Source organism: Mycolicibacterium iranicum (genome assembly GCF_014190915.1).
In the GTDB taxonomy this organism is placed as follows: domain Bacteria; phylum Actinomycetota; class Actinomycetes; order Mycobacteriales; family Mycobacteriaceae; genus Mycobacterium; species Mycobacterium iranicum_B.
The window spans coordinates 599,091-622,040 of the sequence record NZ_JACHVU010000003.1; the positions used below are offsets into that span (position 1 = coordinate 599,091).

Annotated in this window: 25 protein-coding genes and 1 pseudogene; 21 read left to right on the plus strand and 5 right to left on the minus strand. The window is 68.9% G+C overall.

What is annotated here, in order from left to right:
* Positions 1-30 precede the first annotated feature (30 nt).
* A complete protein-coding gene (locus FHR72_RS10125; protein ID WP_183467887.1) occupies positions 31-708 on the minus strand; it encodes an NUDIX hydrolase in 678 nt (225 codons plus the stop codon).
* 74 nt (positions 709-782) lie between these two features.
* On the opposite strand from FHR72_RS10125, the gene nadA reads away from it, so the two are divergent.
* The 4 genes from nadA to FHR72_RS10145 are packed head-to-tail and all read left to right on the plus strand — an operon-like array spanning position 783 to position 4,704.
* Positions 783-1,826, plus strand: a complete 1,044-nt coding sequence (nadA, locus tag FHR72_RS10130) for a quinolinate synthase NadA (RefSeq protein WP_183467784.1) — start codon at positions 783-785, stop codon at positions 1,824-1,826.
* Positions 1,823-3,400 (plus strand): L-aspartate oxidase, encoded by a 1,578-nt coding sequence (locus FHR72_RS10135; protein WP_183467785.1) that lies wholly within the window; start codon positions 1,823-1,825, stop codon positions 3,398-3,400. Before nadA ends, FHR72_RS10135 begins: the two co-directional genes overlap by 4 nt.
* Complete coding sequence (nadC, locus tag FHR72_RS10140; RefSeq protein ID WP_183467786.1) at positions 3,397-4,254, plus strand: carboxylating nicotinate-nucleotide diphosphorylase; 858 nt, start codon at positions 3,397-3,399, stop codon at positions 4,252-4,254. Before FHR72_RS10135 ends, nadC begins: the two co-directional genes overlap by 4 nt.
* A gap of 3 nt (positions 4,255-4,257) precedes the next feature.
* Complete coding sequence (locus FHR72_RS10145) at positions 4,258-4,704, plus strand: hypothetical protein (protein ID WP_183467787.1); 447 nt, start codon at positions 4,258-4,260, stop codon at positions 4,702-4,704.
* A gap of 1 nt (position 4,705) precedes the next feature.
* Here FHR72_RS10145 and FHR72_RS10150 read toward each other — a convergent pair whose 3' ends face one another.
* Positions 4,706-5,344: a LysE family transporter gene (locus tag FHR72_RS10150; RefSeq protein WP_183467788.1), complete on the minus strand. Its 639-nt coding sequence runs from the start codon at positions 5,342-5,344 to the stop codon at positions 4,706-4,708.
* A 22-nt stretch (positions 5,345-5,366) separates the two neighbouring features.
* Complete coding sequence (locus FHR72_RS10155; RefSeq protein WP_183467789.1) at positions 5,367-5,789, minus strand: nitroreductase family deazaflavin-dependent oxidoreductase; 423 nt, start codon at positions 5,787-5,789, stop codon at positions 5,367-5,369.
* 36 nt (positions 5,790-5,825) lie between these two features.
* Here FHR72_RS10155 and hisD point away from each other — a divergent pair, with 36 nt between their 5' ends.
* From hisD to hisI, 8 genes are read left to right on the plus strand one after another with little or no spacing between them, the layout of a single operon-like run.
* Entirely contained in the window at positions 5,826-7,181 is a 1,356-nt protein-coding gene (hisD, locus tag FHR72_RS10160; RefSeq protein ID WP_183467790.1) for a histidinol dehydrogenase, read from the plus strand.
* A 29-nt stretch (positions 7,182-7,210) separates the two neighbouring features.
* Positions 7,211-8,329, plus strand: a complete 1,119-nt coding sequence (locus FHR72_RS10165; RefSeq protein WP_311736110.1) for a histidinol-phosphate transaminase — start codon at positions 7,211-7,213, stop codon at positions 8,327-8,329.
* Positions 8,326-8,943, plus strand: a complete 618-nt coding sequence (hisB, locus tag FHR72_RS10170) for an imidazoleglycerol-phosphate dehydratase HisB (protein WP_183467792.1) — start codon at positions 8,326-8,328, stop codon at positions 8,941-8,943. Before FHR72_RS10165 ends, hisB begins: the two co-directional genes overlap by 4 nt.
* Positions 8,940-9,560, plus strand: coding sequence for an imidazole glycerol phosphate synthase subunit HisH (hisH, locus tag FHR72_RS10175; protein WP_183467793.1), 621 nt, complete (start codon positions 8,940-8,942; stop codon positions 9,558-9,560). Before hisB ends, hisH begins: the two co-directional genes overlap by 4 nt.
* A 5-nt stretch (positions 9,561-9,565) precedes the next feature.
* Positions 9,566-10,321: a bifunctional 1-(5-phosphoribosyl)-5-((5-phosphoribosylamino)methylideneamino)imidazole-4-carboxamide isomerase/phosphoribosylanthranilate isomerase PriA gene (gene priA, locus FHR72_RS10180; protein ID WP_183467794.1), complete on the plus strand. Its 756-nt coding sequence runs from the start codon at positions 9,566-9,568 to the stop codon at positions 10,319-10,321.
* A complete protein-coding gene (locus tag FHR72_RS10185; protein WP_183467795.1) occupies positions 10,318-11,136 on the plus strand; it encodes an inositol monophosphatase family protein in 819 nt (272 codons plus the stop codon). Before priA ends, FHR72_RS10185 begins: the two co-directional genes overlap by 4 nt.
* A complete protein-coding gene (gene hisF / locus FHR72_RS10190; protein ID WP_183467796.1) occupies positions 11,133-11,918 on the plus strand; it encodes an imidazole glycerol phosphate synthase subunit HisF in 786 nt (261 codons plus the stop codon). Before FHR72_RS10185 ends, hisF begins: the two co-directional genes overlap by 4 nt.
* A complete protein-coding gene (gene hisI, locus FHR72_RS10195; RefSeq protein ID WP_183467797.1) occupies positions 11,915-12,262 on the plus strand; it encodes a phosphoribosyl-AMP cyclohydrolase in 348 nt (115 codons plus the stop codon). Before hisF ends, hisI begins: the two co-directional genes overlap by 4 nt.
* A gap of 50 nt (positions 12,263-12,312) precedes the next feature.
* Here the strand turns inward: hisI and FHR72_RS10200 are convergent, their stop codons facing one another.
* The gene (locus FHR72_RS10200; protein WP_183467798.1) at positions 12,313-13,110 is read right to left on the minus strand and encodes an ABC transporter ATP-binding protein; all 798 of its coding nucleotides are present in this window, start codon (positions 13,108-13,110) and stop codon (positions 12,313-12,315) included.
* Positions 13,107-13,571: a peroxiredoxin gene (locus tag FHR72_RS10205; protein ID WP_183467799.1), complete on the minus strand. Its 465-nt coding sequence runs from the start codon at positions 13,569-13,571 to the stop codon at positions 13,107-13,109. Before FHR72_RS10205 ends, FHR72_RS10200 begins: the two co-directional genes overlap by 4 nt.
* A 32-nt stretch (positions 13,572-13,603) precedes the next feature.
* Here FHR72_RS10205 and FHR72_RS10210 point away from each other — a divergent pair, with 32 nt between their 5' ends.
* From FHR72_RS10210 to FHR72_RS10250, 9 genes and pseudogenes are all read left to right on the plus strand, one after another.
* Positions 13,604-15,163: an anthranilate synthase component I gene (locus FHR72_RS10210; protein WP_183467800.1), complete on the plus strand. Its 1,560-nt coding sequence runs from the start codon at positions 13,604-13,606 to the stop codon at positions 15,161-15,163.
* Positions 15,160-15,747 (plus strand): TIGR02234 family membrane protein, encoded by a 588-nt coding sequence (locus FHR72_RS10215; protein WP_183467801.1) that lies wholly within the window; start codon positions 15,160-15,162, stop codon positions 15,745-15,747. Before FHR72_RS10210 ends, FHR72_RS10215 begins: the two co-directional genes overlap by 4 nt.
* 72 nt (positions 15,748-15,819) lie before the next feature.
* Positions 15,820-16,638: an indole-3-glycerol phosphate synthase TrpC gene (gene trpC / locus FHR72_RS10220; protein ID WP_183467802.1), complete on the plus strand. Its 819-nt coding sequence runs from the start codon at positions 15,820-15,822 to the stop codon at positions 16,636-16,638.
* Entirely contained in the window at positions 16,639-17,901 is a 1,263-nt protein-coding gene (gene trpB / locus FHR72_RS10225) for a tryptophan synthase subunit beta (protein ID WP_183467803.1), read from the plus strand.
* Positions 17,898-18,686 carry a tryptophan synthase subunit alpha gene (gene trpA, locus FHR72_RS10230; RefSeq protein WP_183467804.1) on the plus strand — a complete coding sequence of 263 codons (789 nt, stop codon included), beginning with the start codon at positions 17,898-17,900 and terminating at the stop codon, positions 18,684-18,686. Before trpB ends, trpA begins: the two co-directional genes overlap by 4 nt.
* Positions 18,683-20,803: pseudogene (lgt, locus tag FHR72_RS10235) on the plus strand (prolipoprotein diacylglyceryl transferase); the annotation flags it as partial. The gene trpA and the pseudogene lgt, both read left to right, overlap by 4 nt.
* 818 nt (positions 20,804-21,621) lie before the next feature.
* On the plus strand, positions 21,622-21,831 hold the full coding sequence (locus FHR72_RS10240) for a hypothetical protein (protein WP_183467806.1): 210 nt from the start codon (positions 21,622-21,624) through the stop codon (positions 21,829-21,831).
* A 224-nt stretch (positions 21,832-22,055) separates the two neighbouring features.
* The gene (locus FHR72_RS10245; protein WP_183467807.1) at positions 22,056-22,490 is read left to right on the plus strand and encodes an NINE protein; all 435 of its coding nucleotides are present in this window, start codon (positions 22,056-22,058) and stop codon (positions 22,488-22,490) included.
* On the plus strand, positions 22,480-22,893 hold the full coding sequence (locus FHR72_RS10250; protein WP_183467808.1) for a DUF2752 domain-containing protein: 414 nt from the start codon (positions 22,480-22,482) through the stop codon (positions 22,891-22,893). Before FHR72_RS10245 ends, FHR72_RS10250 begins: the two co-directional genes overlap by 11 nt.
* Positions 22,894-22,950: the final 57 nt, after the last annotated feature.

The window sequence follows — 22,950 nt, forward strand, 5'->3', positions numbered from 1 at the left end:
GCTTAAGAAGTGCTTAAGAATCCAGTCGACTCACCCGGGCGGCCGTAATGCAGCGAATTCGTCGGTGACGCGGTAGCGCGATTCGGTGAACCGATAGAGCGCGGCCGGGCGGCCTCCGCTGCGCCCGGAACGTGCCGTCGTCCCCGTCCGGCTGATGACATGCCGGCGTTCCAGCACCCGCTGCAGGTTGGTGGCGTCGACCGGGTGCCCGAGCGCGGCACTGTAGATGTCGCGAAGGGTCGAGAGGGCGAATTCCGCTGGCGCCAGCGCGAATCCGATGTTGGTGTAGGAGAGTTTGGCCTCCAGCCGGGTGCGTGCGTGCTCGACCATCGGCGCGTGGTCGAACGCCATCGCCGGGAGGTCGCTGACGGGGTGCCAGAGGGTGTCCGGCGGCAACTCGGGGGTGGCGGGAGAGGGGACCAGCCCGAGGAACGTCGAGGCGATGGTGCGGGGCCCCGGAACGCGGGCCGGGTCGGAGAAGATGGCCAGCTGCTCCAGGTGTGCCAGCTGGCGCAGGTCGACCTTCTCGGCGAGTTGGCGCCGAACAGAGCTCGTCAGGTCTTCGTCGGCGCCGAGTCGGCCGCCGGGTAACGACCATTTGCCCATCTCGGGGTCCAGCGCCCGCTGCCACAACAGCACGTGAAGTGCGGGTTTCCGCGAGGTGGCCGGGGCCTGTGTCTGCCGCACCTGGAACACGACGGCGAGCACCTCGTGGTCAGTGCTAGTATGAGCCATGTTTTCGATTGTAAGTCGAAAACCTCGGATGAGTGAAGGAGACGGCGATGACGGTTCTCGCTGGGATGTTCGACACCGCACTGGCCGATCGTGTCGTGGACGGACCGGGCGGATTCTCCGGTGTCGAGGGCGACGAGGAGTGGGCCGCTGAGGTGCGCCGACTGCTCAAGCTGCGGGGTGCGACGCTGCTCGCACACAACTACCAGCTTCCCGCGATCCAGGACGTCGCCGACCACGTCGGGGACTCGCTGGCGCTGTCGCGGATCGCCGCCGAGGTGCCCGAGGACACCATCGTGTTCGCCGGCGTGCACTTCATGGCCGAGACCGCCAAGATCCTCTCGCCGGAGAAAACGGTCCTGATCCCCGACCAGCGGGCCGGCTGCTCGCTGGCCGACTCGATCACCGCCGACGAGCTCCGGGCCTGGAAGGCCGAGCATCCCGGCGCCGCGGTGGTGTCCTATGTCAACACCACGGCCGCGGTGAAGGCCGAGACCGACATCTGCTGCACCTCGTCCAACGCCGTCGAGGTGGTCGCTTCGATTCCGGAAGACCGCGAGGTGCTGTTCTGCCCCGACCAGTTCCTCGGTGCACACGTGCGCAGGATGACCGGCCGCAAGAACCTGCACGTGTGGGCCGGTGAATGCCACGTCCACGCCGGTATCAACGGCGACGAGCTCGCCGACCAGGCCCGTGCCCATCCCGACGCCGAACTGTACGTGCACCCCGAGTGCGGGTGCGCCACCTCGGCGCTCTACCTCGCCGGCGAAGGCGCCTTCCCCGAGGAGCGGGTCAAGATCCTGTCCACCGGCGGCATGCTCGACGCAGCCCGCGAGACCGGCGCCCGTCAGGTCCTGGTGGCCACCGAGGTCGGCATGCTGCACCAATTGCGCCGTGCCGCGCCTGATGTCGACTTCCGGGCGGTCAACGACAGGGCTTCCTGCCGCTACATGAAGATGATCACCCCGGCGGCGATGCTGCGCTGCCTGGTCGAAGGCGCCGACGAGGTGCACGTCGATCTCGATGTCGCTGCGGCGGGCCGGTTGAGCGTGCAGCGGATGATCGAGATCGGGCAGCCCGGCGGCGGGGAATGACCGCGTTCGCGGGCTGCGGCGGGGCCGGGTTCTGGCGGCGGCGCGCGGACGTCGTCGTCGTCGGCACCGGCGTTGCCGGTCTGGCGGCCGCGCTGGCAGCCCATCGTCGCGGGCTGAAGGTGGTGGTGCTCAGCAAGGCGGGGGAGACAGCGACGTTTTACGCGCAGGGCGGTATCGCCGTGGTGTTGCCCCGCGCACTGCGGGAGGCCGGCGACTCTGTCGACGCGCACGTCGCCGACACCCTGGCCGCAGGCGCCGGGCTGTGCGACCCCGACGCGGTGCGCTCGATCGTCGCCGACGGCCATCGCGCCGTGGCCGAACTCGTCTCCGCCGGAGCACGATTCGACGAGTCCGCCCCTGGCACCTGGGCGCTGACCCGGGAGGGCGGGCACACGAAGCGCCGCATCGTCCACTCCGGTGGTGACGCGACCGGCGCCGAGGTACAGCGCGCTCTCGACCACGCCGCAGCGCATCTGGACATCCGACGCAACCACGTCGCCCTGGATCTGGTCCTCGACGAGGGTGCGGTCGCCGGTGTGACCGTCCTCAGCGAGGACGGCCTCGGGGTGCTCTCTGCGCCGTCGGTCATTCTGGCGACCGGGGGTCTGGGGCATCTCTACCGCGCCACCACCAACCCGGACGGTTCGACCGGAGACGGTGTCGCGCTCGCCCTGTGGGGTGGGCTCCCGGTCAGCGACGTCGAGTTCATCCAATTCCACCCGACGATGCTGTACGCGGGCGACGTCAGCGGCCGCCGTCCCCTCATCACCGAGGCGCTACGCGGCGAGGGCGCGATACTGGTCGACCGTCACGGTGATTCGGTCACCGCGGGGGTTCATCCGATGGGTGACCTGGCGCCGCGCGATGTGGTTGCCGCGGCCATCGAGGCCCGTCTGAGTGACACCGGGGACACGTGCGTCTATCTCGACGCACGCGCGGTCGCGGGGTTCGCGGATCGCTTTCCGACCGTCAACGCCGCCTGCCTGCAGGCGGGCATCGATGCGACGCGCCAACCGATTCCGGTGGTGCCGGGTGCGCATTACAGCTGCGGCGGCGTGACGACCGACGTGCACGGCCGTACCGACATGGCCGGGCTCTTCGCCGCCGGCGAGGTGGCACGCACCGGTATGCACGGGGCGAATCGGTTGGCCTCCAACAGCCTGCTCGAGGGTCTGGTCGTCGGGGAGCGGGCAGGTGTCGCGGCCGCCGACCACGCCCGGACCTCGGGCCCGAGTCGCCTCGTCGACCCGGAACCGCCGGTGCGGCCGACGTTGCCGCGCCCCGAATTGCAGCGTGCGATGACCCGGCACGCCGCAGTCGTGCGCGATGCCGGGGGATTGCGCGAGCTGTCAGACCTGCTGAACACTGCGGCCCCGACGCCGCTGCGTTCGCGAACCGATTTCGAGGACGCCGCACTGACCGCCGTCGCCGGCGCCGTCGCAGCAGCCGCCCTGTCCCGCACCGAGACCCGCGGCTGCCATCACCGCAGCGACTTCCCGGGCACTGACCCCGCACAGGCGTTCAGCACAGCGCGTCGCGCCGGTATCGCACACGAGGCGGTGGCCTGCCCGTGAGCCTCACCGATATCGAACTGGCCGAGGGCCGAGCGGTCATCGCACGTGCCCTCGAAGAGGACCTGCGATACGGCCCCGATGTGACGACCTTCGCCACGGTCTCGGCCGACGCCCGTACCACCGCGACGATGGCGTCGCGCGAAGACGGAGTCGTCGCGGGGCTCGATCTCGCCCTCCTCGTCCTCGACGAGGTTCTGGGCGTCGACGGCTACCGCGTCCAGAGCCGCGTCGACGACGGCACCCGTCTCGGTCCGGGCGGCGCGGCACTGGTCGTCGAGGGTCCCACGCGGGGCCTGCTCACCGCGGAGCGCACGATGCTGAACCTGGTGTGCCACCTGTCCGGGATCGCGACGGCGACCGCAGCCTGGGTGGAGGCGGTGTCGGACACCGACGCGAAGATCCGGGACACCCGAAAGACGCTGCCGGGCCTGCGCGCGCTGCAGAAGTACGCGGTGCGCGTCGGTGGCGGCGTGAACCATCGGATGGGCCTCGGTGACGCGGCGTTGATCAAGGACAACCATGTCGCGGCGGCCGGTTCTGTGGTCGCGGCCCTTCGCGAAGTACGCGCGGCCGCACCGGATCTGCCCTGTGAGGTGGAGGTCGATTCCCTGGAGCAGCTCGACGACGTGCTCGCCGAGGGGGTCGAACTCGTGCTGCTCGACAACTTCCCCGTCTGGCAGACCCAGATCGCGGTGCAGCGCCGCGTTTCGCGGTCCCCGCACACACAGCTGGAGTCCTCCGGCGGCCTCGCGCTGGAGAACGCGGCCGACTATGCGGGCACCGGGGTGGACTACCTCGCGGTCGGCGCTCTGACCCATTCGGTCCGCGTCCTGGATCTGGGGTTAGATCTGTAGATCATGAAACTGGCTGTGGCCATTGCGGTGCTGTCGCTGGGCGTCGCGGTCTTCGCGCTGATGCGCACCTTCGACGCCGGGCCGGACTACACCGAGGCTCAACGCAGCGAGGCCAGGTCCACGATCTGTTCGGCATTCGAGACGGTGCGCACCGGGGTCGCGACCAACACCAACGTCGAGCCCCCGGGCGGGTCGAGTGACATCTCGGGCGCCCTGGCCGTCGCGGCCAACGCACGCATCTCACTGCTCGACGGCGGGCAGTACCTGCTGGCGCGGCTGGATCCGGCCACCCCGACCGACCTTGCCGGCGAGGTGCGCCGCTTCGCCGGTCAGCTGATGGACATCGGTGCCGCGGCCACGGCCGGCGTACCGAACACCGACCCCGCGCAGGCCGCGCGGCTTGCGGATGCCGAGGCGGCCAGCACAGCGATCACCGGGCGCTGCCGGTAGGTCAGGCCGCCGCCGGGCCGCGCCGCACCAGGGCCAGCACCACGGCCGCACCGGCGAACAGTCCGGAGAACACGCGGTTGAGCACTGTCTGTTGCCGTGGTGTGCGCAGCCATGTCAGCAGACGCACCGACAGGGCGGTGTAGAGGCCCATCACGACGAGGTCCACGGCGACCATCGTGATCCCGATCGCCAGGTACTGCGGGAGCAGCGGCGCGGTGGGCACCACGAACTGGGGCATCACGGCCAGGAAGAACACCAGCCCCTTCGGATTGGTCGCGTTGACGAGGAAGCCCCGGACCATCAGGGAGACGCGGCCCCCGTCGACGGCCCGATGCACCTGGGCGCCGAGGTCGACGGGCGCGGTGCGCCACTGCCGCACCGCCAGATAGGCGAGGTACGCCACCCCCAGCCATTTGATGACGGTGAACGCCACGATGGAGTTCGTCACGGCGGCCCCGAGCCCGACTGCGACCAGGGTGAGCTGCAGCATCAACCCCACTTCGAGGCCGAGGATGCTCCAGTACCCTCGGCGGACCCCGTGGGTCAGGCCGGTGGCCATGGACTGGATCGCCCCGGCGCCCGGCGACACCGCGATCACGATGGCCGCACCGAAGAACGCCAGCCACATCTGCCACGTCATGGCGTCAGTGTCTCAGGCCAGGTCAAGCGATATCGGCGACGAAGACACCCGACTGCCGGGCCACCATCTGGGCCATCCGCGGCAGCGAAGCGTCCTCGGTCCCCGCGGGCAGCACGCGCGGGCGTATCAGGTGGAAGGTCTTCTTACCGATCTGGATGTCCGCCTCGCCGGCGGCGAGCACATTCTTGACCCAGTTCGTCTTGCCGTGAGCCAACCCGATGGCCAGCAGATCGCCCTTGCGGTACGGGGTCACGATGGTCTCGTATTCAGTACCCGAGGTGCGTCCGCGATGCTTGATGACCCCCAGCCCGGGCATGCGCTTGGACAGTGGCCGCAGCAGCGGGTTGATGTACTTGATCTGCAGACGTTCGAACCACGGCGGGAAGATCATGGGCACGCCGGGTGCGTTGTTGGGGTGTGTGCTTCTGCTGGTCCGATCGGACATGACGCCTCCGATACCGATTTGTGCTGCTCTGGGACAATGGTCAGCGTGAATGTATCGCCAGGACTGCTGCGGCGCATCGACCTGCGCGGCACGACGCTGTCCGCGGCCCGTCTGCGCACGGCGCTGCCGCGCGGGGGAGTCGACGTCGACGCCGTCGTCCCCAAGGTCCGGCCCATCGTCGAGGCTGTCGCCCAGCGCGGAGCCGAGGCGGCGCTCGCCTACGGTGCCACGTTCGACGGGGTGCGGCCGGATCGTGTGCGGGTGCCCTCCGACCGGCTCGTGGCGGCCCTGGACACCCTCGACCCGGACGTCCGCCGCGCGCTCGAGGTCGCCATCGACCGCGCCCGCGCGGTCCACGCCGACCAGCGCCGCACCGACAGCACGACCACGCTGGCCCCCGGGGCGTCGGTCACCGAGCGGTGGGTGCCGATGGAGCGTGTCGGCCTCTACGTTCCGGGCGGTAACGCCGTCTATCCGTCGAGCGTGGTGATGAACGTCGTGCCGGCCCAGACCGCCGGGGTCGACTCCCTGGTCATCGCGAGCCCGCCTCAGGCGTCCAACCCCGCGCCCTTCCAGGGCCTCCCGCATCCGACGATCCTGGCCGCGGCGGCGCTGCTCGGTGTCGACGAGGTGTGGGCCGTCGGCGGCGCGCAGGCCGTCGCGCTGCTCGCCTACGGCGGTGAGGACACCGACGGGACGGAGCTGGCGCCGGTCGACATGATCACCGGGCCCGGCAACATCTACGTCACCGCGGCCAAACGCATCTGCCGTTCCCAGGTCGGTATCGACGCCGAAGCCGGGCCGACCGAGATCGCGATCCTGGCCGACCACACGGCGGACCCCGTGCATGTCGTCGCCGACCTGATCAGCCAGGCCGAACACGACGAGATGGCCGCCAGTGTGCTGGTGACCGACAGCATCGAGCTGGCCGACGCCACCGATCGTGAGCTGGCCGTGCAACTGCAGACCACCGTCCACCGCGAGCGCGTCACGGCCGCACTCGGCGGCGAGCAGTCGGCCATCGTCCTCGTCGACGACATCGACGCAGGGGTTCGTACCGTGAACGCCTATGCCGCCGAACATCTGGAGATCCAGACGGTCGACGCCAGTGCCGTCGCCGGTCGAATCCGCTCGGCCGGAGCCATTTTCGTCGGGCCGTGGTCACCGGTGAGCCTGGGCGACTACTGCGCCGGGTCGAACCACGTGCTGCCCACCGCCGGGTGCGCCCGGCACTCCAGCGGTCTGTCGGTGCAGACCTTCCTGCGCGGGATTCACGTCGTCGACTACACCGAATCGGCGTTGAAGGACGTCTCGGGGTATGTGATCACGCTGGCCAACGCCGAGAACCTGCCCAGCCACGGCGAAGCCGTGCGTCGACGGTTCGAACGGTGATGAGCGCTCGCGCGAAGAACGGACCAGAGGTGAGCGGTGGCCCGGTCCTGGGTGGCGAGGTGACTCTCGACGCCCTGCCGCTGCGCGAGGACCTGCGCGGCAAATCCCCGTACGGCGCACCGCAGTTGGAGGTGCCGGTCCGGCTCAACACGAACGAGAACCCGCACCCGCCCACGGAGGCGCTCGTCGACGATGTCGCGGAATCGGTCCGCGAGGCCGCCCGGAACCTGCACCGGTACCCGGACCGCGACGCGGTGGCGTTGCGCGCCGACCTCGCCGCCTATCTGAGCGCGGTCACCGGCAACTCCGTCGGCGTCGAGAACGTGTGGGCGGCCAACGGCTCCAACGAGATCCTGCAGCAGCTGCTGCAGGCGTTCGGCGGGCCCGGCCGCAGCGCCATCGGTTTCGTGCCGTCGTACTCGATGCACCCCATCATCTCCGACGGCACGCAGACCGCATGGCTGGTCGCGAACCGCGCCGACGACTTCGGCCTCGACGCCGGGGTCGCGGCGACCGCGATCAAGGAACACAACCCGGACATCGTGTTCGTCACCAGCCCCAACAACCCGTCCGGGCAGAGTGTCTCGCTCGACGACCTGCGGTCGCTGCTGGACGCGATGACCAAGGGCATCATGATCGTCGACGAGGCCTACGGCGAGTTCTCGTCGCAGCCGAGCGCGATCGCGTTGCTCGAGGCTTACCCGACCAGGCTCGTCGTCAGCCGCACCATGAGCAAGGCATTCGCGTTCGCCGGCGGTCGGCTGGGGTATTTGATCGCCGCGCCCGCGGTCATCGACGCGATGCTGCTGGTGCGGCTGCCCTACCACCTGTCGTCGGTGACGCAGGCTGCCGCGCGGGCCGCGCTGCGTCACGCCGACGAGACGCTGGGCAGCGTCGCGACGCTGATCGCCGAGCGGGAGCGGGTTTGCGCAGCGTTGCGCGACATGGGATTCCGGGTGATCCCGAGCGACTCGAACTTCGTCCTCTTCGGCGAGTTCGTCGACGCACCCGCCACCTGGCGGCGCTACCTCGACGAGGGTGTCCTGATCCGGGACGTCGGGATCCCGGGGTACCTGCGCACCACCATCGGGCTCGCCGCCGAGAACGACGCGCTGCTGACCGCCAGCGCCCAGATAGGAGCATCATGAGCCGCCCCAACCGCCGAGCCAGGGTCGAACGCAAGACCAAGGAATCCGACATCGTCGTCGAACTCGACCTCGACGGCACCGGCCAGGTCAGCATCGACACCGGCGTCCCGTTCTTCGACCACATGCTCACCTCGCTGGGCAGTCACGCGAGTTTCGATCTGTCGGTGAAAGCCGTCGGCGACATCGAGATCGAGGGCCACCACACCATCGAGGACACGGCCATCGTGCTCGGGCAGGCGCTCGCGCAGGCCCTGGGTGACAAGAAGGGGATCCGCCGCTTCGGCGACGCGTTCATCCCGATGGACGAATGCCTGGCGCACGCCGCCGTCGACGTCTCCGGGCGACCCTATTTCGTGCACACCGGCGAGCCGGACTACATGGTGCAGTTCACGATCGCCGGTTCCGCTGCGCCGTACCACACCGTGGTCAACCGCCATGTCTTCGAATCGCTGGCCTACAACGCCCGCATCGCGCTGCACGTGCGCACCCTCTACGGGCGCGATCCGCACCACATCACCGAGGCCGAGTACAAGGCCGTCGCCCGGGCGCTTCGTCAGGCCGTCGAGTACGACCCCCGCGTCACCGGCGTGCCGTCCACCAAAGGAACTCTGTGACAAAGAAACTCGTCGTACTGGACTACGGATCGGGGAACCTGCGCTCGGCGCAGCGGGCGTTGGAGAGGGTCGGGGCCGAGGTCGAGGTGACCGCGGATCACGACGCCGCGGCGAACGCCGACGGTCTCGTCGTGCCCGGCGTGGGTGCCTTCGAGGCCTGTATGAGCGGCCTGCGGGAGATCGGCGGCGAGCAGATCATCGCCGATCGCGTCGCGGCCGGCCGTCCGGTGCTGGGGGTCTGCGTGGGCATGCAGATCCTGTTCTCCCGGGGCGTGGAATTCGGGGTCGAATCGACGGGCTGCCGGCAGTGGCCGGGTGCCGTCGTCCGCCTCGACGCCCCGGTGATCCCGCACATGGGCTGGAACGTCGTCGACGCCCCGCAGGGCAGCGTGCTGTTCGACGGCATGGGCTCCGACACCCGCTTCTACTTCGTGCACTCCTACGCCGCGCAGCAGTGGGAGGGCGATCCCGGCGCGAAGCTCACGTGGGCGACCCACCACGTGCCGTTCCTGGCCGCTGTGGAGGACGGACCCCTCTCGGCGACCCAGTTCCATCCTGAGAAGAGCGGCGACGCCGGCGCCGAATTGTTGTCCAACTGGGTCGGAGCGCTAAGTTGACCAGCGTGAATTCCGTGAACGCCCCGTCCAAGCTCGTCCTGCTCCCGGCCGTCGACGTCGTCGAAGGGCGCGCGGTGCGCTTGGTGCAGGGTCAGGCCGGCAGCGAGACGGAATACGGTTCCGCGCTCGACGCGGCGATGACGTGGCAGCGCGACGGCGCCGAATGGATCCACCTCGTCGATCTCGACGCCGCCTTCGGGCGCGGGTCCAATCGGGAACTGCTGGCCGAGGTCGTCGGCACCCTCGACGTCGCCGTGGAACTGTCCGGCGGCATCCGCGACGACGACTCACTGGCCGCGGCACTGGCCACCGGGTGCGCGCGCGTGAACCTGGGCACGGCGGCCCTGGAGAACCCCCAGTGGTGTGCCAAGGTCGTCGCCGAGCACGGCGAGAAGATCGCCGTCGGACTCGACGTCAAGATCGAAGACGGGCAGTACCGGCTACGGGGGCGCGGCTGGGAGACCGACGGCGGCGACCTGTGGACCGTGCTCGAACGCCTTGACGCAGAGGGCTGTTCGCGCTTCGTCGTGACCGACGTGACCAAGGACGGCACCCTCAACGGCCCGAACCTGGAGCTGCTGGGCCAGGTCTGCGAGCGCACCGACGCGCCGGTCATCGCCTCCGGCGGCGTGTCCAGCCTCGACGACCTGCGTGCCATCGCGACCCTGACCGACCGCGGCGTCGAGGGTGCCATCGTCGGAAAGGCGCTCTACGCCGGACGTTTCACGTTGCCGCAGGCTCTCGACGCGGTCAGCACGTGAGCCTCGACGACAACCAGCTGGCCGAACTGCTCAGCACCGCGGCCGGCGTGCTGGATGCGGCCTCCGCACAATTCGTCGACGGGCACCGCGCCGACTCGGCCGTCGAGAAGAAGGGCAACGACTTCGCCACCGAGGTGGACCTCGCCATCGAGCGACGTGTCGTCGCCGAGCTGACCCGGCTCACCGGCATCGGTGTGCACGGTGAGGAATTCGGCGGGGAATCCATCGACGCCGAGCTGGTGTGGGTGCTCGATCCGGTCGACGGCACCTTCAATTACGCGGCAGGCTCACCGATGGCGGCGATCCTGCTGGGCCTGCTGGCCGACGGCGAGCCGGTGCTCGGGCTGACGTGGCTGCCGTTCATGTCGCAGCGCTACACCGCGATCGCCGGCGGGCCGGTGCGCTGTAACGACGACGCCCTCGACCGGCTGGAGCCCACCACGATCGGCGAATCCATCGTCGGTGTCGGCACGTTCAACATCGAGTCCCGGGGACGCTACCCGGGTCCGTACCGGGTGAAGGTGCTCGAGGGCCTCAGCACGAAGTGTTCGCGCATGCGGATGCACGGCGCCACCGGTGTCGACCTCGCGTATGTGGCGGCCGGAATCCTGGGCGGCGCCATCAGTTTCGGCCACCATGTCTGGGACCACGCCGCAGGCGTGGCCCTGGTGCGGGCGGCCGGCGGCATCGTCACCGATCTCGCGGGCGATCCGTGGACCTCGTCGTCCCCGTCGGCGCTGGCGGCCGCTCCGGGCGCCCACGAGGAGATCCTGCAGATCGTGCGCGACGTCGGCGACCCGAAGGACTTTCTGTGACACCCGTCAGTGACGTCGCAACGCGGGTGATTCCGTGTCTCGACGTCGACGACGGCCGGGTCGTGAAGGGCGTCAACTTCGCCAACCTGCGCGACGCCGGGGACCCTGTCGAACTGGCCGCGGCATACGACGCCGAGGGCGCCGACGAACTCACCTTCCTCGACGTCACGGCGTCGTCGTCGGGACGCACGACGATGTTGGACGTGGTGCGCCGCACCGCCGAGCAGGTGTTCATCCCCCTGACCGTCGGCGGCGGTGTGCGCGCGATCGACGACGTCGACGTGCTGCTGCGCGCAGGGGCGGACAAGGTGTCGGTGAACACCGCCGCGATCGCGCGCCCGGAGCTGCTGTCGGAGTTGTCCCGCCGGTTCGGCTCCCAGTGCATCGTGCTGTCGGTGGACGCTCGCACGGTGCCCCCGGATTCGCCTCCCACGCCGTCGGGCTGGGAGGTCACCACCCACGGCGGCCGCCGCGGCACCGGCATCGACGCCGTCGAATGGGCTGTGCGCGGAGCCGAACTCGGCGTGGGGGAGATTCTGCTCAACTCGATGGACGCCGATGGCACCAAGGCGGGCTTCGATCTGAAGATGCTGCGTGCCGTGCGCGGTGCGGTCACCGTGCCGGTGATCGCCAGCGGCGGTGCGGGAGCCGTGGAACATTTCGCGCCCGCCGTTGTTGCAGGAGCCGACGCCGTGCTCGCCGCGAGCGTGTTCCACTTCCGGGACCTGACCATCGGTGAGGTGAAGGCGGCGATGGCGGCGGAAGGGATCGTGGTGAGGTGAAATTGGACCCGGCGATCGCGTCCCGCCTCAAGCGCGACGGCAACGGCCTGTTCAGTGCCGTGGTGCAGGAGCGCGCGACGGGCCAGGTTCTGATGGTCGCGTGGATGGATGACGACGCGCTTGCCCGCACGCTGGAAACCCGTGAGGCCACGTACTATTCGCGGTCGCGTGGCGAGCAGTGGGTCAAGGGCCTGACGTCGGGGCATACGCAGCACGTGCATTCGGTGCGGCTGGACTGTGATGGGGACACCGTCCTGCTGGAGGTCGACCAGATCGGGGGTGCGTGCCACACCGGCGATCACACGTGCTTCGACGCCGACCTGCTGCTGGCCCCGGAGTCCTGAGCGTCACGGGCCCAACCGGATCGTGCAGTGATCAGGCACCGATCCGGCGGCTAGATGATTCGGCCCGCCTTCGCCCGTGCCGTCCAGCGTCCGTCGTCGTAGCCGACGGCCACCGGGTGGGCGAATGCCTCCGACACCGTCTCGGTGGTGATCGTCTCCCTGGCAGGCCCGCTCGCCACCACCGCGCCCTCCGCGATCAGCAGGGCGTGCGTGGTCGTGGTCGGAAGTTCTTCGAGATGGTGGGTGACCAGTATCGATGCCACCTCGGGATGGGTCTGATCGAGTGAGTCGATGGTCTCCAACAGCTGTTCGCGCGCAGCGACATCCAAACCTGTCGAGGGCTCGTCGAGCAGCAGTAAGCGCGGTTCGGCGATCAGCGCGCGGGCGATCAGCGTGCGGCCACGTTCACCCTGCGACAGCGTCGGCCACACGTCCTGTGCCCGGTGTGACAACCCGACCGCGGCGATCATCGCGTCGGCGCGTTCGGACTCCTCGGTGGAAGCCCTCCAGCGCATCGGCGTGTCGATCGTCGCGGTGATGCCGGTCATCACCACGTCGCGGACCGTCAGCGAATACTGCAGCTGATGGCGCGGATTGACGTGGCCGATGTGACGGCGCAGCGTGGCCAGGTCCACCCGGCCCATGCGGCTGCCCAGGATCTCGACGGTGCCCGACGTCGGAAACGTCACGCCCGCACAGAAACCGAGCAGGGTGCTCTTGCCCGCGCCGTTGGGCCCCAGCAGTGCCCAGTGCTCACCCGCGCGCACGGTCAGCGAGATGCCGTCGAGGATCTGCTTACCGGCGCGGCGGAACGTCACATCGGTGAGCCGCAGCACCTCGACGGTCATGCCGACTGGCGCTGCCGCAACACCTCGAGGGCCTTGTCGGCGTGGGTGTCCATGCTGAACTCGCTCGCGATGACCTCGAGGACGGTGCGGTCGGTGTCGATGACGAACGTCGTCCGCTTCACCGGCATGAACTTGCCGAGCAGCCCCCGCTTGACGCCGAACTGGGTGGCCACCACGCCCTCGGCGTCCGACAGCAGCGGATAGTCGAATTTCTGCTGATCGGCGAACTTGGCCTGCTTGTCCACCGAGTCGGCGCTGATGCCGACGCGGCTCGCCCCCACCGCGGCGAACTCGGCGGCGAGATCCCGGAAGTGGCACGCCTCTTTGGTGCACCCGGGGGTCATCGCCGCGGGATAGAAGAAGAGCACGATCGGGCCGCCGGCGAGCAGCTCGGTCAGCGTCCTGGTCTTGCCTGTCTGGTCCGGTAGTTCGAACTCCGCCACCCGATCGCCACGATTCACGATCTCCACCGTACTTCTGGGAGAATCGCCGGGTGCAGACGACCGCCGACCTGCCTGCCGGGTCTTCGCGCGACCGCTCATCGCGACTCGTCACGACCTCGCGGGAGGACTTCCGGGCGCTGGCCGCCGAGCATCGCGTGGTGCCGGTGACCCGCAAGGTGCTCGCCGACAGCGAGACACCGCTGTCGGCGTATCGCAAGCTGGCGGCGAACCGTCCCGGAACGTTCCTCCTGGAGTCCGCCGAGAACGGCCGGTCCTGGTCGCGGTGGTCGTTCATCGGCGCAGGCGCGCCGTCGGCGCTGACCGTGCGTGACGGGGAAGCGGTGTGGCTGGGCGTCATCCCGCAGGACGCCCCCGCCGGTGGGGATCCGTTGCACGCCCTGCGCGCCACCCTGGGCCTGCTGGAGACCGCCGCTCTGCCCGGGCTGCCGCCGCTGTCATCCGGTTTGGTCGGCTTCTTCGCCTACGACATGGTTCGCCGACTGGAACGCCTGCCGGAGTTGACGGTCGACGACCTCGGCCTGCCCGACATGATGCTGCTGCTGGCCACCGACATCGCCGCGGTCGACCACCACGAGGGCACGATCACGCTGATCGCCAACGCGGTCAACTGGAACGGCACCGACGACCGTGTCGACTGGGCCTACGACGATGCGGTCGCGCGCCTGGACGTGATGACGGCTGCGCTGGCCGAACCGCTGACCTCGACCGTGGCGACGTTCAGCAGGCCCGCACCGGAGCATCGCTCGCAGCGCACCGTCGAGCAGTACACCGAGATCGTCGACAAACTCGTCCGCGACATCGAGGCCGGCGAGGCGTTCCAGGTGGTGCCCTCGCAGCGCTTCGAGATGGACACCGCCGCCGATCCGCTGGACGTCTACCGGATGCTGCGCGTCACGAACCCCAGCCCGTACATGTACCTGCTGAATGTGCCGGATCAGAGTGGGGGACTGGACTTCTCGATCGTCGGATCCAGCCCGGAAGCGCTCGTCACCGTCAAGGACGGACGGGCCACCACCCACCCGATCGCAGGGACCCGCTGGCGCGGGGACACCGAGGAGGAAGACCTCCTGCTCGAAAAAGAGCTTCAGGAGGACGAGAAGGAGCGCGCCGAGCATCTGATGCTGGTCGACCTCGGCCGAAACGATCTCGGGCGGGTCTGCCGGCCTGGGACGGTGAAGGTCGAGGACTACAGCCATATCGAGCGCTACAGCCACGTCATGCATCTGGTGTCGACGGTGACCGGCCTGCTCGCCGACGGCAAGACCGCGCTGGACGCAGTGACCGCGTGTTTCCCCGCGGGAACGCTGTCCGGGGCCCCGAAGGTGCGCGCCATGGAACTCATCGAGGAGGTCGAGAAGACCCGGCGTGGCCTGTACGGCGGCGTGCTGGGTTACCTCGATTTCGCCGGCAATGCCGATTTCGCGATCGCGATCCGCACCGCCCTGATGCGCGGCGGCACCGCTTATGTGCAGGCCGGGGGTGGCGTGGTCGCCGACTCCAACGGCCCCTACGAGTACAACGAGTCGGCCAACAAGGCCCGCGCGGTGCTGGCCGCGATCGCCGCGGCCGAGACGCTGAGGGAGCCGTGATCCGGGTCGCGCAGCTGCTGCTGGTGCTCGCTGCGGCGGGCCTGTGGGGCGCGTCGCGGCTGACGTGGGTGGTGTTGGAAACCTCTGACGGGCTGGGGCTGCCCCGAACGGCGACGGTGAACGGCGCGACGTGGTCCTCGACGCTCATCCCCACAGCGTTGTTGCTCCTGGCCGCGGCCGCTGCGGCGCTGGCAGTGCGCGGCTGGCCGCTGCGTGCCCTCGCCGTGCTCGTGGCGCTCGCCAGCGCAGGGCAGGGCTACACGGCCCTGAGCCTGTGGGTTATTCCGGACGTGGCCGCCTACGCCGCGCGGCAGGCCGACATCCCCGTGATGGACCTCGTCGGCAGTGGCCGCGAATATGCCGGGGCCGGGGTGACCGCGGTGGCGGCTGCGGTGACGCTGGTCGCGGCGGTGCTGATGATCCGTTCGGCGTCGAACACACGAGCCCTGCGGTACCGGCGCGGCCCCGCTGTGGAACCGGCGGACCCGGGCGTTGCCATGTCCGAGCGGATGATCTGGGATGCCCTCGACGAGGGCTCTGATCCCACCCAAGACCCGGCCGACCCTGACAACAAGGGGCGGTGACGGAGCATGGCTCGGTGGCGACTACCCTTCGGTATGAATCGAACGGCCGTCAGGGGAAGGGATACGACGCCTATGGGTTCGGCGACCGTCCTCGACTCCATCCTCGAGGGAGTGCGCGCTGACGTTGCCGCTCGCGAAGCCGTGGTCAGCCTGGCTGAGGTCAAGGAGCAGGCGCAGCGGGCACCAGCACCGCTCGACGTGATGGCTGCGCTGCGCGCGCCGGGCATCGCGGTGATCGCAGAGGTCAAACGCGCGAGCCCGTCGCGGGGTGAACTGGCGTCCATCGCCGACCCGGCGCAGCTCGCCCGGGCCTACCAAGACGGCGGGGCGCGCGTCATCAGCGTCCTGACCGAGCAGCGTCGCTTCAACGGCTCCCTCGACGATCTCGACGCCGTACGCGCCGCAGTGTCGATCCCGGTGTTGCGCAAAGACTTCATCGTTCGGCCGTATCAGATCCACGAGGCGCGCGCCCACGGCGCCGACCTGCTGCTGCTGATCGTGGCGGCCCTCGAACAACCGGCGCTGGAGTCGCTGCTGGAGCGCACCGAGTCGCTGGGCATGACCGCTCTGGTCGAGGTGCACACCGAGGAGGAAGCGGACCGCGCCTTGCAGGCCGGTGCGTCGCTGATCGGAGTGAATGCGCGCAACCTCAAGACCCTCGAGGTCGACAGGGACTGCTTTGCGCGCATCGCGCCGGGACTGCCCAGCAAGGTCATCAAGATCGCTGAATCGGGGGTGCGCGGAACTGCCGATCTGCTCGCCTACGCCGGAGCCGGGGCCGACGGCGTGCTCGTCGGTGAAGGCCTGGTCACGAGCGGTGACCCCCGAAGCGCCGTCGCCGACCTGGTGACCGCCGGCACCCACCCGTCGTGCCCGAAACCTGCGCGTTAAGTGGTTGATTTCGCCGCTCCCGATCTGCCTCGCGCCAGCGCGGCGGTCGCCGAGCCCACCCCGCACGATCCCGATGCGCGAGGCCATTTCGGCGTCTACGGCGGGCGGTTGGTCCCCGAGGCGTTGATGGCGGTGATCGAGGAGGTCACGGCCGCCTACGAGAAGGCTCGGGGTGATCAGGCGTTCCTCGACGAACTCGACCGGCTACAGCGCCACTACACCGGTCGCCCGTCTCCGATGTACGAAGCCGAGCGGCTCAGCGAGCACGCCGGTGGTGCGCGGATCTTCTTGAAGCGGGAAGACCTCAACCACACGGGATCTCACAAGATCAACAACGTTCTGGGCCAGGCGCTTCTGGCCAAGCAGATGGGCAAGACCCGGGTGATCGCCGAGACCGGCGCCGGCCAGCACGGGGTCGCGACGGCGACGGCGTGCGCATTGCTCGGGTTGGAATGCGTCATCTACATGGGTGCGGTGGACACTGCGCGCCAAGCGCTCAACGTTGCGCGGATGCGACTTCTGGGCGCTTCGGTGGTGGCGGTGGAGTCCGGCTCCAAGACGCTCAAGGACGCGATCAACGAGACCTTCCGCGACTGGGTGAGCAACGCGGACAACACGTATTACTGCTTCGGCACCGCGGCCGGGCCTCATCCGTTCCCGATGATGGTGCGCGACTTCCAACGGGTGATCGGCCTGGAGGCCAGGGCCCAGATGCTCGACCAGGCGGGCCGGTTGCCTGATGCCGTTGTGGCGTGTGTCGGTGGTGGCTCGAACGCGATCGGCATCTTCCATGCCTTCATCGACGACCCGGACGTGAGCCTGATCGGATACGAAGCGGCGGGCGACGGTGTCGAAACGGGCCGCCACGCAGCGACCTTCACGGGCGGATCGCCCGGCGCGTTCCAGGGATCTTTCTCGTACCTGCTGCAGGACGAGGACGGCCAGACCATCGAATCGCATTCCATCTCAGCCGGTTTGGACTACCCGGGGGTGGGCCCTGAGCATGCCCTGCTCAAAGACGTGGGTCGCGCCCGCTACCTGCCCATCACCGACACCGAAGCGATGGAAGCGCTGTCTCTGTTGAGTCGCACCGAAGGCATCATCCCGGCCATCGAGTCGGCGCATGCGATCGCCGGTGCGCTCCAGCTGGGTGAGCAACTCGGTGCGGGATCGATCATCCTGGTGAACGTGTCAGGCCGCGGTGACAAGGACGTCGAGACGGCGGCCAATTGGTTCGGTCTGTTGGAGGACGGGGCGAGATGAGTCGGCTTGCTGGCTTGTTCGACTCGTGCCGCGCCGAGGGCCGGGCGGCGTTGATCGGTTACCTGCCGACGGGCTTCCCGGACGTGGACGCTTCGATCGACGCGATGGTCGCCCTGGTCGAATCAGGATGCGACATCATCGAAGTCGGTATCGCGTACTCCGACCCCGGCATGGACGGGCCGACGATCGCCGCCGCGACCGAGGTGGCCCTTCGCGGTGGGGTCCGGGTGTACGACGCATTGCGTGCAGTGGAGGCGATCACCGCCGCCGGTGGTAGTGCTGTGGTCATGACCTATTGGAACCCGGTGCTGCGCAAGGGTGTTGACACATTCGCCCGCGATCTGGCCTCAGCCGGGGGGCTCGGTCTGATCACTCCCGACCTCATTCCCGACGAGGCCGATGAGTGGTTCGCCGCGTCGGAGGCCAACGACCTCGACAGGATCTTTCTGGTGGCGCCGTCTTCGACCCCCGAGCGGCTCAACGAGACGGTCCAGGCGTCGCGCGGGTTCGTGTACGCCGCGTCCACGATGGGCGTCACCGGTGCCCGCGACGCGGTGTCGAATGCCGCGCCCGAACTCGTGAGCCGGGTGAAGGCCATCTCGGACATTCCGGTAGGCGTCGGTCTGGGCGTGCGGTCGCGCGAGCAGGCTGCCGAGATCGGGGCCTTCGCCGACGGCGTCATCGTCGGTTCGGCGCTGGTGTCGGCGTTGAAGGAGGGCATCCCGGCGGTGCGCTCGCTGACCGAAGAACTTGCAGACGGGGTAAGGCAGAGGATTACTGCGTGACGACGACGGTTCTGGCGTACATCCCGAGCCCAGCTCAGGGCGTCTGGCACCTCTTCGGCCTCCCGATTCGCGCATACGCGCTGTGCATCATCGCCGGCATCATCGCCGCGTTGGTCATCGGTGACCGGCGCTGGGTGGCCCGCGGCGGAGAGCCCGGCGTCATCTACGACGTGGCGCTGTGGGCGGTGCCGTTCGGGCTCGTCGGCGGCCGGCTGTACCACGTCCTGACCGACTGGCCGACCTACTTCGGTGAGGACGGCAAGGGTCTCGGAGCTGCGCTGAGAATCTGGGACGGCGGCCTCGGGATCTGGGGTGCGGTCGCGCTCGGCGCCATCGGGGCTTGGATCGCGTGCCGACGCCGCGGAATTCCGCTGCCCGCGTTCGGCGACGCCATCGCGCCCGGAATCGTTCTGGCACAGGCGATCGGGCGCCTGGGGAACTACTTCAACCAGGAACTCTACGGTCGGACGACGACGGTCCCGTGGGGCCTCGAGGTGTACGAGCGCCGCAACGCCGCCGGCGTGCTCGATTCCCTCAACGGTGTGTCCACCGGTGAACTCATCGCCGTCGTCCACCCGACATTCCTCTACGAACTGCTGTGGAACCTGCTTGTTTTCGCGCTGCTGATCCTCGTGGACCGCCGGTTCAAGATCGGTCACGGCCGGCTGTTCGCCCTGTACGTCGCGGCGTACTGCGTCGGGCGGTTCTGGATCGAGCTGATGCGCAGCGACACCGCGACCCTGCTCGCAGGCATCCGTATCAACACCTTCACGTCGACGTTCGTCTTCATCGGCGCCGTGGTGTACATCATGGTGGCCCCGAGAGGCCGCGAGGATCCGGACAGCCTGCGGGGCAACGAGGAGTCCGACGTCGAGGAACTCGCCAAGGAGGTCGCGGTCGCGTCTGCTGTCGGCGTCGTCGCGGCGGCCACGGTCGCCGACCGGGAGGACGCCCGGAACGACGCTGACGACGACGATCAGGACGGCAAGGCCGACACCGAGGTCATTCCGGACACAGGCGGTCTCGGCTCGGTGGAGGGCGACGACGCTGTGGTGGCCGCTGAGGGCGCCCCGGCAGCGCACGACGCCGCCGTCGAAGGAGCCGCCGAGGCGGAGGCGCTCGCTGCCCAGCTCGACGTATCCGTTGACGAAGACGACGACCGCAGCGCAGAACTCATCGAAGCTGACGGGGAGACGACCGCCCCGCCGTTGCCGGAAGAGTCCGGTGGGCTCGGCGCGGTCGAGGGCGACGAGGCCGCCGAAGCCGCCGCCGGCGCCCCGGCCGCGCGCGCAGCGGTCACCGCTGAGGACGAATCCGAGGGTCTGGGTTCGGTCGACGGTGATGAGGTCGTCGAGGCTGTCGGAGATGCCGGCGAGGCGCATGAGTCGGCTGTCGCGGGTGAAGCTTCCGCCGACGAGTTGGTGGGCGACGTTGAGGCTGAGGACCTGGCGGCTGAGGGCGATCGGGGCGCGGTGACCGCATCCGACGGTTTGGGCTCGGTTGACGGTGACGAGGTCTCCGAGGCTGTCGGAGATGCCGGCGAGGCGCATGAGTCGGCTGTCGCGGGTGAAGCTTCCGCCGAAGAGTTGGTGGCTGTTGCGCAGGTGGCAACGACGCCGGCAGAGCCGTCAGAACCCGGCTCCGAACCTGCTGACGTCGGTGACGCGGAGGAACTGACCGCCGTCGCGCAGGTCGCTGCCGAAAATTCTGACGACACCGAGGATGAGACACCCGGCGACGTCGAAACACCTTCCGAGCCTGACGGCTTGGGTTCGGTCGAGGGCGATGAGGTCGTCGGTGCGGTTGAGGATGCGTCGGAGGCGCACGACGTGGCCGTGGAGGGGGAGGCGTCGGCGGAGGAGTTGGCTGCTGATGTTGCCGAGGTCGATGCCGAGAGCGTGACCGGTTCCGAGGTCGACTCGGACGGCGCGGCGGAGGCGGACGCGGGTTCTGTTTCGGAGTCTGACGGCTTGGGTTCGGTCGAGGGCGATGAGGTCGTCGGTGCGGTTGAGGATGCGTCGGAGGCGCACGACGTGGCCGTGGAAGGGGAGGCGTCGGCGGAGGAGTTGGCTGCTGACGTAGGCGAGGTTGACGCCGAGAGCGTGACCGGTTCCGAGGCCGATGCGGACGGCGCGTCTGAGTTCGACGCCGGCTCTACTCCCGACGCCGACGGCTTGGGTTCGGTCGACTCGGATGAGGTCGTCGGTGCGGTTGAGGATGCGTCGGAGGCGCACGAATCGGCCGTCGAGGGTGAGGCGTCGGCGGAGGAGTTGGCTGCTGACGTAGGCGAGGTTGTTGCCGAGAGCCTGAGCGGTTCCGAGGCCGACTTGAACAACGCTTCGGAGGCTGACGCGGGTTCTGCGCCCGGCAGCGACGGCTTGGGTTCGGTCGACTCGGATGAGGTAGCTGAAGCTGCCAAGGACGCCTCGGACGCCCACGAATCGGCCGTCGAGGGTGAGGCTGCGGCAGAGGAGTTGGCTGCTGATGTGGCCGAAGTTGATGCCGAAAGCCTGAGGGGTTCCGAGGCCGACGCTGGTTCTACTCCCGACTCCGACGGATTGGGTTCCGTCGAGGGCGATGAGGTAGCTGAAGCTGCCAAGGACGCCTCGGACGCCCACGAATCGGCCGTCGAGGGTGAGGCCGCGGCAGAGGCGCTGGCCGCCCAGGACGACACGACGGCGGCAGACGACGCTCGCTCACCGAGTGCCCCGCTGGCGACGAGTTGGCCATCCCGGGCGCAGCAGTCCAAATTGGGTGGCACGGTGCGGGACTGGCTCCGCCGTCGAAGGAACCGCTGACCCGTCCCGCGCGGGTTCCGGCGGCGCTGAATCGTCGCGGGTTGTCGCTCAGCCGCAGCTGCAGCAACCCACAGATTCTCCTCAGCTACTGCGCCGTCGGCGGCATTACCGTCTCCCCCAGGGAGGAGGACGAGTAGGTGCCGTATCAGATCAAAGTATTGAGTTACGTATCCGCGCTGTTCGTAGTGGTCGCGGGCGGGCTTCTGGGAGCCTGGGCGTACATGGAGCTGGAACACAGGCACGAGCAGGAGCGCCTGCTCGACTGTATCCGCAGCGAAAGTGTCGACGAGGGCGACGAACCCGCGATGCGCGTCGTCGAAACCAGCATCCTGCAGTGTCAGGACTGAGTGCCCGCGCGAGCCGGCTGGCGCTCGACCCACTCCGGCCGACCTGCGCCTCGTCAGGACAGCCCAGTCATTGCGATGACCCGTGCGCAGGTGATTGCGCCTCCGCGTAGACCCACAGGTCCGCACGGCACAGAGTCGATGAACCGAAGGGATCTGCCAGCGGTGATTCTTAGGTCGACCCTCGACCCTTCTGGCCAAGGGCCCGTTCTGGCATGCTGGTGATCATGACCGAGCCCCCGTTCAGTGGTAACGAAGGCGCACAGCAGTTTCCGCCTCCGCCGCAACAACCGGGCTACATGCCACCCGGCCCGCAATACTCTCCGCCGCCGCCAGGCGCCTACCCGCCGCCCGCTGGTGGCGGCTATCCAGGCGCCTACATGGATCCGATGGCGCCCTACGGCCGCCATCCCGTGACGGGGGAGCCGTTCTCCGAGAAGTCGAAGGTGGTCGCGGGACTGCTGCAGCTCCTCGGCCTGTTCGGCCTCGTCGGCATCGGACGCATCTACATGGGCTACACCAAACTGGGTGTCATCCAGCTCATCGTCGGCATCGTCACGTGCACGCTCGGCGCCATCATCTGGGGAATCATCGACGCGGTGCTGATCCTCACCGACAAGGTGCGCGACCCCGAGGGCCGTCCGTTGCGCGATGGAACCTAGCGCGACTCCGAGCAACCGCACGACACTGTGGGTCGGGCTCGGCGGCGGCGCCCTGGTCGCCGGTGCCCTCACCTACATCGGTGTCGGCGACCCGCACAGTCCGGGCTTTCTGTTCCCGCCGTGCCCCTTTCACGAATTGACCGGATGGTTCTGTCCTGCATGCGGCGGCATGCGCATGACGCACGACATCCTGCACGGCGATTTCGCCGCCGCATTCACCGACAACGCTTTTGCGCTGATCGGTCTACCCCTGGTGTTGGTGTGGGTGCTGGTGCGGCGCAAGCAGTCCGCGCCGGTGCTCACGATGCCGTTCTACGCCGCCGTCGTGATCGGCGCTTTGGCGTGGACGGTCCTGCGCAACATACCCGGGTTTCCGCTGGTCCCGAGCGTGCTCGACGGGTGAGCGCACCGCTGCGCTGATACAGTGGATCAACGGGCCGGTGCAGTCCCTGACGACACG

Bases quoted from the DNA above. Each gene is read 5' to 3' on its own strand.
- FHR72_RS10145 (WP_183467787.1), top strand. From the start codon at position 4,258: ATGAAACTGGCTGTGGCCATTGCGGTGCTGTCGCTGGGCGTCGCGGTC.
- trpA (WP_183467804.1), top strand. From the start codon at position 17,898: ATGAGTCGGCTTGCTGGCTTGTTCGACTCGTGCCGCGCCGAGGGCCGG.
- FHR72_RS10245 (WP_183467807.1), top strand. From the start codon at position 22,056: ATGACCGAGCCCCCGTTCAGTGGTAACGAAGGCGCACAGCAGTTTCCG.
- FHR72_RS10135 (WP_183467785.1), top strand. From the start codon at position 1,823: ATGACCGCGTTCGCGGGCTGCGGCGGGGCCGGGTTCTGGCGGCGGCGC.
- FHR72_RS10155 (WP_183467789.1), bottom strand. From the start codon at position 5,789: ATGTCCGATCGGACCAGCAGAAGCACACACCCCAACAACGCACCCGGC.
- trpC (WP_183467802.1), top strand. From the start codon at position 15,820: ATGGGTTCGGCGACCGTCCTCGACTCCATCCTCGAGGGAGTGCGCGCT.
- FHR72_RS10250 (WP_183467808.1), top strand. From the start codon at position 22,480: ATGGAACCTAGCGCGACTCCGAGCAACCGCACGACACTGTGGGTCGGG.
- FHR72_RS10200 (WP_183467798.1), bottom strand. From the start codon at position 13,110: ATGACCGTCGAGGTGCTGCGGCTCACCGATGTGACGTTCCGCCGCGCC.
- hisD (WP_183467790.1), top strand. From the start codon at position 5,826: ATGGTCAGCGTGAATGTATCGCCAGGACTGCTGCGGCGCATCGACCTG.
- FHR72_RS10150 (WP_183467788.1), bottom strand. From the start codon at position 5,344: ATGACGTGGCAGATGTGGCTGGCGTTCTTCGGTGCGGCCATCGTGATC.
- hisB (WP_183467792.1), top strand. From the start codon at position 8,326: ATGAGCCGCCCCAACCGCCGAGCCAGGGTCGAACGCAAGACCAAGGAA.
- nadA (WP_183467784.1), top strand. From the start codon at position 783: ATGACGGTTCTCGCTGGGATGTTCGACACCGCACTGGCCGATCGTGTC.